We start from the raw sequence: 11528 nt of genomic DNA on the forward strand, positions 1-11528 counted from the left end.
AATAAATTTCTGTAGGAGCTGCCGAAGGCTGCGATCTTTGGATCTGGCACTTGCTCCTCAGCCCAAGATATCAAAACGACGCCGCGTTTATTGTGCTGAAGCTTAAAAGATCGCAGCCTTCGGCAGCTCCTACAGGGTTTTCGGCCTGAGATGGGGCAAGTTGAATCCTGGACAGCAAAACGCCCCGGCATCACTGGCTACCAAGGCGCTTTGAGAGCTGCTTGTGTGGCTCACAACAGGGGGGGCACAGGTCTGTGGTGTTTAGCGAGGGCCTTTGTGGCGAGGGGATTTATCCCCGATGGGCTGCGAAGCAGCCCCAAATCCTGAAAACGCGGTGCGTCAGGTAGACCGAGTTTGTCGGGTTGGCGACTGCTGCGCAGCCGAACGGGGATAAATCCCCTCACCACAGGGTTTTGCATGTTCATTATTGAATTTTGTGCGGTGCTGGAGGGCCTCTTCGCGAGCAAGCCCGCTCCCACATTGGATCTCTGGTGGGCACAAATTTTGCGCCAAATAGAGATCCCCTGTGGGAGCGGGCTTGCTCGCGAAGGCCGCGCCGCGGTCTCAGGCCGATGAATCCAGGACAGCAAAACGCCTCGGCATCCGAAAATGGCGGGGCGTTTTGTGGTGCTCTTGCGGGCCTTTGTGGCGAGGGGATTTATCCCCGATGGGCTGCGAAGCAGCCCCAAATCCTGAAAACGCGGTGCGTCAGGTAAACCGAGTTTGTCGGGTTGGCGACTGCTGTGCAGCCGATCGGGGATAAATCCCCTCACCACAGGGTTTTGCATGTTCAGTATTGAATTTTGTGCTGAGCTGGAGGGCCTTTTCGCGAGCAAGCCCGCTCCCACATTGGATCTCTGGTGGGCACAAATTTTGCGCCAAATAGAGATCCCCTGTGGGAGCGGGCTTGCTCGCGAAGGCCGCGCCGCGGTCTTAAGCCGAATGGCGAACCATGTCGACGTGCGGAATCCCGGCTTCGAGGAATTCCTCGCTGACCAGGCTGAAGCCCAGGCGCTCATAGAACGCCGTGGCTTGCACTTGCGCGCTGAGCATTTGCTCTTTCAAACCGCGTGCTTCCGCTTCGGCGATGACCGCTTGCATCAGCGCATCACCGACCTTCATCCCGCGCCAGTCTTTCAGCACCGACACGCGGCCGATGTGGCCGTCAGGCAACAGGCGCGCAGTGCCGATCGGGAAGTCGCCTTCAAACGCCAGGAAATGCACGGCGCTGGCGTCGTCCGCGTCCCATTCCAACTCAGGTGGCACCGATTGCTCGGCAATGAACACCGTTTCACGAATGCGCCGGATCTCGGCGATGTCCTTCTGCCAGTCTGCGACACGAACGCGAATCTTATTCATCAGCGAACCCCAAGCTGCCTTGCTTGACCAGTTCGCAGAGCAGGCCGGCACCGTCTTCGTCGTTCAGCCACTCGCCGAGGTTGTCGGCGTGCAGGGCGTCGGCGGCGCAGATCAGTTTCAGCAGCTCGCGCAGTTTGCCCGGCAGGTAGCGGCTCTGGCCGCTGGCGAACAGCAACAGGTCGTCATCGACTTCCGACCACGCCAAACGCGCGCTCGGATTGCGGATCAGCACGGCGCCGTCTTGCAGAGCGTTAAGGAATTCTTCTTCCTCGACGTCGTCAGGGCCGCTGACCAGTTCCGGGTAGCGCGGCTCGGTCATGTACTGGCCGAACCAGGTCAGCAGCAGACGCTCGTCGCTCATGTGCTCGGCGAGCAGGGCTTTGAGGCGATCCAGCGCATCGTGTTGAATCTGATGCGGGTCAGCGGCTGGTTGCGCGTCGGCGTCGGTGTAGCGCTCTTCGTCAGTCAGGAACTGGCTGAGGAAGTCGGTGAAGTGGGTCAGCACCTCAGAGGCGCTCGGCGCGCGGAAACCGACCGAGTAGGTCATGCAGTTGTCGACCGCGACACCGCAGTGAGCCAGACGTGGCGGCAGGTAGAGCATGTCGCCCGGTTCCAGCGTCCACTCTTCGGTCTCGTGGAATTCAGCGAGGATGCGCAGATCCGCGTGTTGCAGCAGCGGGCTTTCGGAATCGCACATCTGGCCAATTTTCCAGTTGCGCTTGCCGTGACCTTGCAGCAAGAACACGTCGTAGTTGTCGAAGTGCGGGCCGACGCTGCCACCCGGGGCGGCGAAGCTGATCATCACGTCGTCGACGCGCCAGCTCGGCAGGAAGCGGAAGTTTTCCAGCAGCTCGCTGACCTCCGGCACGAACTGATCGACGGCCTGAACCAGCAGCGTCCACTCTTTTTCCGGCAATTTGCTGAATTCGTCTTCAGCGAACGGGCCGCGACGCAATTCCCATGGGCGCTCGCCGTGCTCGATCACCAGACGCGATTCGACTTCTTCTTCCAGGGCCAGACCCGCCAGCTCGTCGGCGTCGATCGGGCTTTCGAAGTCAGGGATTGCCTGGCGGATCAGCAGCGGTTTTTTCTGCCAGTAGTCGCGCAGGAATTCGCGTGCGGTGATGCCACCCAGAAGTTGCAGAGGAATATCAGGATTCATGTGTAACCTATTGAAAAAAAGCACTTTTCAGACGGGAATAAAAACGCCCGGCGCGGCCGGGCGTCTCAAACGGGGCAAACGGTCGATCAGATGCGTTTGGCTTGCGCTACAGCGTTGCCGATGTAGTTGGCCGGGGTCAGTTGCTTGAGCTCGGCTTTCGCTTCGGCTGGCATGTCCAGACCATCGATGAAAGTCTGCAGCGCTTCAGGGCTGATGCCCTTGCCGCGGGTCAGTTCTTTCAGCTTCTCGTACGGGTTTTCGATGTTGTAGCGGCGCATCACGGTCTGGATCGGCTCAGCCAACACTTCCCAGCAAGCGTCGAGGTCAGCGGCAATCTTCTGAGCGTTCAGCTCGAGTTTGCTGATGCCTTTGAGGCTGGCTTCGTACGCGATCACGCTGTGGGCGAAGCCGACACCGAGGTTACGCAGTACGGTGGAGTCGGTCAGGTCGCGCTGCCAGCGGGAGATTGGCAGTTTGCTCGCCAGGTGCTGGAACAGCGCGTTGGCGATGCCCAGGTTGCCTTCGGAGTTTTCGAAGTCGATCGGGTTGACCTTGTGCGGCATGGTCGACGAACCGATTTCGCCTGCGATGGTGCGCTGCTTGAAATAACCCAGGGAGATGTAGCCCCAGATGTCACGGTCGAAGTCGATCAGGATGGTGTTGAAGCGCGCGATCGCGTCAAACAGCTCGGCGATGTAGTCGTGCGGTTCGATCTGCGTGGTGTACGGGTTGAAACCCAGGCCCAGCTCGTCTTCGATGAAGGCGCGGGCATTGGCTTCCCAGTCGATCTGCGGGTAGGCCGACAGGTGCGCGTTGTAGTTGCCGACAGCGCCGTTGATCTTGCCCAGCAGCGGTACGGCAGCGACTTGAGCAATCTGACGCTCGAGACGGTAAACCACGTTCGCCAGCTCTTTACCCAGAGTGGTCGGCGAGGCCGGTTGACCGTGGGTGCGCGACAGCATCGGCACGTCAGCGAAACGGATGGCCAGTTCGCGGATGGCTTCGGCGGTCTGGCGCATCAGCGGCAGCATCACGTCATCACGGCCTTCGCGCAGCATCAGGGCGTGGGACAGGTTGTTGATGTCTTCGCTGGTGCAGGCAAAGTGGATGAACTCGCTGACCTGGGCCAGCTCCGGCAGCTTGGCCGCTTGCTCTTTGAGCAGGTATTCGATCGCTTTGACGTCGTGGTTGGTGGTGCGCTCGATCTCTTTGACGCGCTCGGCGTGCTCCAGCGAGAAGTTTTCAGCCAGTTCATTGAGAACGGCGTTGGCCTCGGCGGAGAAGGCTGGCACTTCTGGGATAGCAGCGTGGGCGGCCAGGCGCTGGAGCCAGCGCACTTCAACCAGAACTCGGGCACGGATCAAACCGTACTCGCTGAAAATCGGGCGCAGGGCCTGGGTTTTGCCGGCGTAGCGGCCGTCAACAGGGGAAACCGCAGTGAGCGAAGAAAGCTGCATGGGGTGTTCTCGGACAGTCGGGCAACGAAATGGGGCGCGTATCATACATGAAAAAATCCGCCTGCTCGTTGCCAACTGACCGGCGTATTACGCGTTACAGACTACAAAGCTTTTATTGCAGGGCGAATTACTCGCTGCGCATCAACGGATACAGCTCTTTGAGCAGCTTGCGCCGGCTGATCACCAACTGCCAGCGATGGCCGCCGAGCTGTCGCCACAGGCGTGCCGAACGGATACCGGCGAGCAGCAGGGCGCGAATCTTCGAGGCGTTGCTCGGTTGTTGCAGGTTGCGCATGTCGCCGTGCACCTGAATCCGTTGGCGCAAGGTACTCAGGGTGTCCTGATACAGCGCGCCGCAAGCGGCAATCACGTTTTCATGGGCAGGGCCGAAGTGTTCGACCTGCGACTGAATCTGCGGCAGACGTTTGCCGATCACATCGAGCATGTCGCCACGTTTCGCCAGTTGGCGTTCCAGGCCGAGCATCGACAGGGCATAACGCAATGGCTCGCGCTGCAAAGTGCTCGGGTCGCGTTCGAGGGCGCCGATCAGCGCGCGGTAGCCTTCGCGCAGATTGAGGTCATCGCCGCCGTACACGTCCAGCGTGTCTTTCGGGTCGCGCACCAACAGGCTGCCGAGCATGCACGTCAGGCCGGCTTCGCTGGTCTGGCCGCTTTTGGCGATCCGGTCGACCAGCACGGCGGCGAGAAACACGCCGCCCAGCGCCGTCAGTTGCTCCTGAGTCGGGCTCATGCCTGGCCGCTCCACGGCTCGGCCACTTCGATCACGCCGCCGCCGAGGCAGATTTCACCGTCATAGAACACCACGGACTGGCCCGGCGTCACCGCGCGTTGCGGCTCGTCGAACACGGCGCGGTAGCCATTGGCGGTTTTTTCCAGGGTGCAGGCTTGATCGCTCTGGCGATAGCGAACCTTGGCGGTCAGGCGCAGCGGCTGGCTCAGGTCGATCGGGTTGACCCAATATATTTCCGAAGCGAGCAGGGCGCCGGAGAACAGCCACGGATGGTTGTTGCCCTGGCCGACGATCAACTCGTTGGTGTCGAGATCCTTGCGCAGCACGTACCACGGCTCGTCGCCGGCGTCTTTCAACCCGCCGATGCCGAGGCCCTGACGCTGACCGATGGTGTGGTACATCAAGCCGTGGTGACGGCCGATGACTTCGCCTTCGGTGGTTTTGATCTCGCCCGGTTGCGCTGGCAGGTATTGCTTGAGGAAGTCGCTGAAGCGACGCTCGCCGATGAAGCAGATCCCGGTGGAATCCTTCTTCTTGGCGGTCGCCAGCTCGTATTTCTCGGCAATTGCACGGACTTCCGGCTTTTCCAGTTCGCCGACCGGGAACAGGGTCTTGGCGATCTGTTCGCCGCCAACGGCGTGCAGGAAGTAGCTCTGATCCTTGTTCGGATCGAGGCCTTTGAGCAGTTCGGTGCGGCCATCGATGTCGCGGCGGCGCACGTAGTGGCCGGTGGCAATCAGGTCGGCGCCGAGCATCATGGCGTAATCGAGGAACGCCTTGAACTTGATCTCGCGGTTACAGAGGATGTCCGGGTTCGGCGTGCGACCGGCCTTGTATTCGGCCAGGAAGTGCTCGAACACGTTGTCCCAGTACTCGGCAGCGAAGTTGGCGGTGTGCAGTTTGATACCGATTTTGTCGCAGACAGCCTGGGCATCCGCCAGGTCGTCCATGGCGGTGCAGTATTCCGTTCCGTCGTCTTCTTCCCAGTTCTTCATGAACAGGCCTTCCACTTCATAGCCCTGCTCGATCAGCAGGAGAGCGGAAACGGAAGAGTCCACGCCGCCGGACATGCCGACAATGACGCGCTTCTTGGATGTGTCAGAAGGGGCTGGATCACGCATAGGGATTCAATGAGTGTCTTGAAAAAGGACGCGATTCTAGCAGGCTCGCGGCCTCAAGGCTAAAGAGAAGGGCGGATCAGTTCGAGGCTGAAGTGATGCCCGGCCAGATAATCGTCGATGCAACGGATGATCAGCTCACTGCGCCAGTTGTCGCGCTGGGCGATTAATTCGTCGCGGGTCAGCCACTTGGCGCCGACGATGCCGTCGTCCAATTGGTAATCCGGGTGGTGTTTAACGGCTTTGGCGCTGAAGCACACGCGCTGGTAGGTCACGCCGTTGCTCGGGGCGGTGTAGAGGTAAATGCCGATGACGCCTGTGGGCTCGACGTCCCAGCCGGTTTCTTCAAGGGTTTCGCGGATGGCGGCGTCGATCAGGGTTTCGTCCGGATCGAGATGACCGGCGGGCTGGTTGAGCACGTTGCGCCCGGCTTTGTGTTCTTCAACCATCAGGAAGCGACCGTTGTCCTCGACGATGGTGGCGACGGTGATGTGGGGGAGCCATTCCATAAAACCTTCCTCAAGTCTGGGGTTGAAATGCAATCCAATGTAGGAGTGAGCCTGCTCGCGATAGCGCATTGTCAGTCACCATAATTGTTGAATGGTATACCGCTATCGCGAGCAGGCTCACTCCTACAGGGGAATTGTGTGAACTCTGAAAACACAAACCCCGGCAGGGGGCCGGGGTTTGTGATGTTCCCTTTACAACCTTAAACCAGCGCAGCAATCGCCGCGTTGAGGGTTGCGCTTGGGCGCATGGCCTTGCTGATCAGCTCGGCATTGGCGTGGTAGTAACCGCCGATGTCGACTGGCTTGCCCTGAACGGCGTTGAGTTCGGCAACGATGGTTGCTTCGTTCTCGGTCAGAGTCTTGGCCAGAGTCGCGAACTGCGCTTGCAGTGCCGCATCTTCAGTCTGGGCGGCCAGGGCCTGAGCCCAGTACATCGCCAGGTAGAAGTGGCTGCCGCGGTTGTCGATGTTGCCGACTTTGCGCGATGGCGACTTGTTGTTGTCGAGGAATTGGCCAGTGGCCTGATCCAGGGTTTTCGACAGCACCAGCGCTTTCGGGTTGTTGTAGTTCACACCCAGATGCTCAAGAGACGCCGCCAGTGCGAGGAACTCGCCCAGCGAATCCCAGCGCAGGAAGTTCTCTTCAACCAATTGCTGCACGTGCTTCGGCGCCGAACCGCCAGCGCCGGTTTCGAACAGGCCACCGCCGTTCATCAGCGGCACGATCGACAGCATCTTGGCGCTGGTGCCCAGTTCCATGATCGGGAACAGGTCGGTCAGGTAGTCGCGCAGTACGTTGCCGGTCACCGAGATGGTGTCCTTGCCTTCGCGGGTGCGCTGCAGGGTGAACTTCATGGCGTCGACCGGCGCCATGATCTGGATGTCCAGACCGGCCGTGTCGTGATCCTTCAGGTACGCCTGAACTTTCTCGATCACTACGCCGTCGTGAGCGCGCATTGGGTCGAGCCAGAAGATTGCTGGCGTGCTGCTGGCGCGAGCACGGTTGACGGCCAGTTTGACCCAGTCCTGGATCGGCGCGTCTTTGGTCTGGCACATGCGGAAGATGTCGCCGGCTTCAACAGCCTGTTCCATCAGCAGGGTGCCTTTGCTGTCGGTCACGCGAACCACGCCGTCAGCCTTGATCTGGAAGGTCTTGTCGTGCGAGCCGTACTCTTCGGCTTTCTTCGCCATCAGACCCACGTTTGGCACGCTGCCCATGGTGGTCGGGTCGAAAGCGCCATTGGCTTTGCAATCTTCGATCACGGCCTGGTAGATGGTTGCGTAGCAACGATCCGGAATCACAGCCTTGGTGTCGTGCAACTGACCGTCAGTGCCCCACATTTTGCCGGAGTCACGGATCATCGCTGGCATCGAGGCGTCGACGATAACGTCGCTCGGCACGTGCAGGTTGGTGATGCCTTTGTCGGAGTTGACCATCGCCAGCGACGGACGAGCGGCGTACACGGCGGCCATGTCGGCTTCGATCTGCGCTTGCTGCTCAGCCGGCAGGGCTTTGATGCGCGCGTACAGATCGCCGATGCCGTTGTTCAGGTTGAAGCCGATCTCGGCCAGCACGGCTGCGTGCTTGGTCAGCGCGTCTTTATAGAACTCGGCAACGATCTGACCAAACATGATCGGGTCGGAGACCTTCATCATGGTCGCTTTCAGGTGAACAGACAGCAGCACGCCTTGGGCCTTGGCGCTTTCGATTTCAGCAGCGATGAACGCGCGCAGGGCGTTTTTGCTCATCACGGCGCAGTCGAGGATCTCGCCAGCCTGAACGGTGGTTTTTTCTTTCAGAACGGTCGCGGTGCCGTCTTTGGCGATCAGCTCGATCTTCACGGCGTCAGCGGCGTCGATCAGGGCAGCTTTTTCGCTGCCGTAGAAATCGCCGGTGCTCATGTGAGCGACGTGGGACTTGGAGTCTTTGGCCCAGGCGCCCATTTTGTGCGGGTGCTTGCGCGCATAGTTTTTAACCGACAGCGGAGCGCGACGGTCGGAGTTGCCTTCACGCAGAACCGGGTTCACGGCGCTGCCCTTGACCTTGTCGTAACGCGCCTTGGCGTCTTTGTCGGCGTCGCTGGTCACGGTTTCCGGGTAGTCCGGCAGGTTGTAACCCTGCGCTTGCAGCTCTTTGATCGCGGCTTGCAGCTGAGGCACCGAAGCGCTGATGTTCGGCAGCTTGATGATGTTGGCTTCAGGCGTAACGGCCAGGTCGCCCAGTTCGGCGAGGTGGTCGGCTACGGCTTTGTCACCCAGTTGCTCGGGGAAGCTGGCCAGAATACGTGCTGCAAGAGAGATATCGCGGGTTTCCACGGCGATATCGGCCGAAGCGGTGTAGGCCTCGATGATCGGCAGCAGGGAATAGGTGGCGAGGGCTGGAGCTTCGTCGGTGAAGGTATAGATGATCTTCGAGCGGGTGGGCATATTCGGATTAACTCTCTCTTCTTTGCTAAAGCGTGCGCAGAAACTCGAGGGGCGCCGGGTAAGCGCGTTCGTTCAAAGTCATCCATGAACCGAATGTCGAGATTCTTCGCGGTGATGTTGGGTGCATCAGTAGAGCGTCAAGCAGTCAGGCTGCGGTAACAACCCGACCAATCAGGCGGAAAGTCTCGTTCTAGAGAGGCCAGCCGTCGTGACCCTGTGGTCAGCGGCGGGCATTATACATAGGTAGCTGGCAATCTGCCGATGGTTCATATGCAACCAATCTCGTCCATTGGTCTAAAGGTCGCAGGGCAAGGTGGCGCGTAGAGTCGTTGCGAATGCTTGAGTTTGGCGCTTTTCCCTTTGCTTTCAGGGTTGTACGAAACGAGTTGTGCGATTGCCGGGAACAGAGGGTTTGCGTGTTGATTTAACTGGGTTACGCTCGAACCAAGCCAGATGTTCAATCCAAACAATGGAGTTCAGCATGGGTTACAAGAAGATTCAGGTTCCAGCCGTCGGCGACAAAATCACCGTCAATGCAGACCATTCTCTCAATGTTCCTGATAACCCGATCATCCCCTTCATCGAAGGTGACGGCATTGGTGTCGACATCAGCCCGGTGATGATCAAGGTTGTCGATGCTGCAGTTCAAAAGGCATACGGCGGTAAACGCAAGATTTCCTGGATGGAAGTCTTCGCCGGGGAAAAAGCCACTCAGGTTTACGATCAGGACACCTGGCTGCCTCAGGAAACGCTGGACGCAGTCAAGGATTACGTGGTTTCCATCAAAGGCCCGCTGACCACGCCGGTCGGTGGCGGCATCCGTTCGCTGAACGTGGCCCTGCGTCAGCAGCTCGACCTGTACGTCTGCCTGCGCCCGGTGCGCTGGTTCGAAGGCGTACCAAGCCCGGTGAAAAAGCCTGGCGACGTCGACATGACCATCTTCCGCGAGAACTCCGAAGACATCTATGCCGGCATTGAGTGGAAGGCCGGTTCGCCGGAAGCCACCAAGGTCATCAAATTCCTTAAAGAAGAAATGGGCGTCACCAAGATCCGTTTCGACGAAAACTGCGGCATCGGCGTCAAGCCGGTTTCGCTGGAAGGCACCAAGCGTCTGGCACGCAAGGCTCTGCAATATGTGGTCGATAACGACCGCGATTCGCTGACCATCGTGCACAAAGGCAACATCATGAAGTTCACCGAAGGTGCCTTCAAAGAGTGGGCCTACGAAGTGGCCGCTGAAGAATTCGGCGCGACCCTGCTCGACGGCGGCCCGTGGATGCAGTTCAAAAACCCGAAAACCGGCAAGAACGTTGTGGTCAAAGACGCCATCGCCGACGCAATGCTCCAGCAGATCCTGCTGCGCCCGGCCGAATACGATGTGATCGCGACCCTCAACCTTAACGGTGACTACCTCTCCGATGCCCTCGCGGCAGAAGTGGGCGGTATCGGCATCGCGCCGGGCGCCAACCTGTCTGACACCGTGGCGATGTTCGAAGCCACCCACGGCACTGCACCGAAGTACGCCGGCAAGGATCAGGTTAACCCGGGTTCGTTGATTCTTTCGGCAGAAATGATGCTGCGCCACATGGGCTGGACGGAAGCGGCGGATCTGATCATCAAGGGCACCAACGGCGCTATCTCGGCCAAAACCGTGACTTATGACTTCGAACGTCTGATGGACGGGGCCAAACTGGTGTCGTCTTCGGGTTTCGGTGATGCGCTGATCTCGCACATGTAAAACGCAGGTACACAAAAACCGCCTGACTCGATGAATTGAGTCAGGCGGTTTTTTTATGGCCGGACGTCTTGGGCGAGGGTTGCTCAGCTCACGACTGCGGCTTGGCTGGTAGCGGCGGCTGCGGCCGCTGCTGCACCAACTGCGTCATCCACTGTTTTTTTGTCCTGAATCGCGATGGCGTGCAGGCCTTTGGGGCCTTGAATAAGTTCGAAGTACACCTCTTGGCCGGCCTTCAGGGTTTTGTAACCATCCATCTGGATCGCCGAGTAATGGGCAAACAGGTCTTCTGTCTGGCTGTCCTCGTTAATGAATCCAAAACCCTTGGCATTGTTGAACCATTTGACCTTACCGCTGACCTTGACGCCTGCCATGCTCAAATCCCTCTGCAACAGATTCCATCGCTGGAGTATCATCCAATTCATCCGCAATCTAATCCGTTAAAAGGATTGACTCCGCGGATCTTTTTTACCCACTGTGGGCTCTATTGGTTGTAACACCGTTTTCCCGATAGTCAAGGTGACCGGGCAGTCGGAGTTGAAAACGTGTACAACCGCCCCCACCACTGTATTTGCACAACTGACGAACCTTTCTTTCCATGCATGCAATCAGCCAGATTCGACTAACATTCAATCAGGATCGCCCGACTTTCCAAAAGGATCACCCGGAGGAACACGACGACGGTTCGGCGGGCGTTGCTGTTCAGGAAGCAAAGCCTGCATTACAGGCGCCGCCGATGTACAAGGTGGTTTTGTTCAACGATGACTACACACCGATGGATTTCGTCGTCGAAGTGCTCGAGGTGTTTTTTAACCTGAATCGCGAGCTGGCGACCAAGGTCATGCTGGCCGTTCATACAGAAGGACGGGCAGTATGTGGAGTGTTTACCCGCGACATCGCCGAGACAAAGGCCATGCAGGTCAACCAGTACGCCAGGGAAAGCCAGCATCCGCTACTCTGTGAAATCGAGAAGGACGGTTAATCGCCGACCACTTGGGTATGAGGTGAAGC

Annotated in this window: 10 protein-coding genes; 2 read left to right on the forward strand and 8 right to left on the reverse strand. The window is 58.9% G+C overall.

Going from position 1 to position 11528, the window contains the following annotated elements; genetic code table 11:
* Positions 1 to 933 precede the first annotated feature (933 nt).
* The 7 genes from ACZZ0D_RS07235 to ACZZ0D_RS07265 all read right to left on the reverse strand — a co-directional run bounded on the left by ACZZ0D_RS07235 (position 934) and on the right by ACZZ0D_RS07265 (position 8782).
* The gene (locus ACZZ0D_RS07235; RefSeq protein ID WP_053121618.1) at positions 934 to 1359 is read right to left on the reverse strand and encodes a GNAT family N-acetyltransferase; all 426 of its coding nucleotides are present in this window, start codon (positions 1357 to 1359) and stop codon (positions 934 to 936) included.
* A complete protein-coding gene (locus tag ACZZ0D_RS07240; RefSeq protein ID WP_053121616.1) occupies positions 1352 to 2521 on the reverse strand; it encodes a ribosomal protein uL16 3-hydroxylase in 1170 nt (389 codons plus the stop codon). The genes ACZZ0D_RS07235 and ACZZ0D_RS07240 overlap by 8 nt, the downstream gene beginning before the upstream one ends.
* 86 nt (positions 2522 to 2607) lie before the next feature.
* A complete protein-coding gene (purB, locus tag ACZZ0D_RS07245; protein WP_463552785.1) occupies positions 2608 to 3978 on the reverse strand; it encodes an adenylosuccinate lyase in 1371 nt (456 codons plus the stop codon).
* A gap of 127 nt (positions 3979 to 4105) precedes the next feature.
* Positions 4106 to 4729, reverse strand: coding sequence for a high frequency lysogenization protein HflD (gene hflD / locus ACZZ0D_RS07250; RefSeq protein ID WP_053121613.1), 624 nt, complete (start codon positions 4727 to 4729; stop codon positions 4106 to 4108).
* The gene (mnmA, locus tag ACZZ0D_RS07255; protein ID WP_122661291.1) at positions 4726 to 5850 is read right to left on the reverse strand and encodes a tRNA 2-thiouridine(34) synthase MnmA; all 1125 of its coding nucleotides are present in this window, start codon (positions 5848 to 5850) and stop codon (positions 4726 to 4728) included. Before mnmA ends, hflD begins: the two co-directional genes overlap by 4 nt.
* Before the next feature lie 59 nt (positions 5851 to 5909).
* The gene (locus ACZZ0D_RS07260; protein ID WP_053121609.1) at positions 5910 to 6356 is read right to left on the reverse strand and encodes an NUDIX hydrolase; all 447 of its coding nucleotides are present in this window, start codon (positions 6354 to 6356) and stop codon (positions 5910 to 5912) included.
* Positions 6357 to 6556: 200 nt separating this feature from the next.
* Positions 6557 to 8782, reverse strand: a complete 2226-nt coding sequence (locus ACZZ0D_RS07265) for an NADP-dependent isocitrate dehydrogenase (protein WP_053121607.1) — start codon at positions 8780 to 8782, stop codon at positions 6557 to 6559.
* A gap of 481 nt (positions 8783 to 9263) precedes the next feature.
* On the opposite strand from ACZZ0D_RS07265, the gene icd reads away from it, so the two are divergent.
* Positions 9264 to 10520, forward strand: coding sequence for an NADP-dependent isocitrate dehydrogenase (gene icd, locus ACZZ0D_RS07270; protein WP_159813875.1), 1257 nt, complete (start codon positions 9264 to 9266; stop codon positions 10518 to 10520).
* A gap of 83 nt (positions 10521 to 10603) precedes the next feature.
* On the opposite strand, the gene cspD is transcribed toward icd, so the two are convergent.
* On the reverse strand, positions 10604 to 10891 hold the full coding sequence (gene cspD / locus ACZZ0D_RS07275) for a cold shock domain-containing protein CspD (RefSeq protein ID WP_400755944.1): 288 nt from the start codon (positions 10889 to 10891) through the stop codon (positions 10604 to 10606).
* Between the two features lie 224 nt (positions 10892 to 11115).
* Between cspD and clpS the strand changes: the two genes are divergently transcribed.
* The gene (gene clpS / locus ACZZ0D_RS07280; RefSeq protein WP_053121602.1) at positions 11116 to 11499 is read left to right on the forward strand and encodes an ATP-dependent Clp protease adapter ClpS; all 384 of its coding nucleotides are present in this window, start codon (positions 11116 to 11118) and stop codon (positions 11497 to 11499) included.
* Positions 11500 to 11528 lie beyond the last annotated feature (29 nt).

The sequence above is a fragment of the Pseudomonas sp. AC193 genome, from assembly GCF_979258075.1.

Coding starts and splice junctions, on each gene's coding strand:
- mnmA (WP_122661291.1), bottom strand. CDS start 5,850: ATGCGTGATCCAGCCCCTTCTGACACATCCAAGAAGCGCGTCATTGTC.
- icd (WP_159813875.1), top strand. CDS start 9,264: ATGGGTTACAAGAAGATTCAGGTTCCAGCCGTCGGCGACAAAATCACC.
- purB (WP_463552785.1), bottom strand. CDS start 3,978: ATGCAGCTTTCTTCGCTCACTGCGGTTTCCCCTGTTGACGGCCGCTAC.
- cspD (WP_400755944.1), bottom strand. CDS start 10,891: ATGGCAGGCGTCAAGGTCAGCGGTAAGGTCAAATGGTTCAACAATGCC.
- ACZZ0D_RS07260 (WP_053121609.1), bottom strand. CDS start 6,356: ATGGAATGGCTCCCCCACATCACCGTCGCCACCATCGTCGAGGACAAC.
- ACZZ0D_RS07240 (WP_053121616.1), bottom strand. CDS start 2,521: ATGAATCCTGATATTCCTCTGCAACTTCTGGGTGGCATCACCGCACGC.
- hflD (WP_053121613.1), bottom strand. CDS start 4,729: ATGAGCCCGACTCAGGAGCAACTGACGGCGCTGGGCGGCGTGTTTCTC.
- ACZZ0D_RS07235 (WP_053121618.1), bottom strand. CDS start 1,359: ATGAATAAGATTCGCGTTCGTGTCGCAGACTGGCAGAAGGACATCGCC.
- clpS (WP_053121602.1), top strand. CDS start 11,116: ATGCATGCAATCAGCCAGATTCGACTAACATTCAATCAGGATCGCCCG.
- ACZZ0D_RS07265 (WP_053121607.1), bottom strand. CDS start 8,782: ATGCCCACCCGCTCGAAGATCATCTATACCTTCACCGACGAAGCTCCA.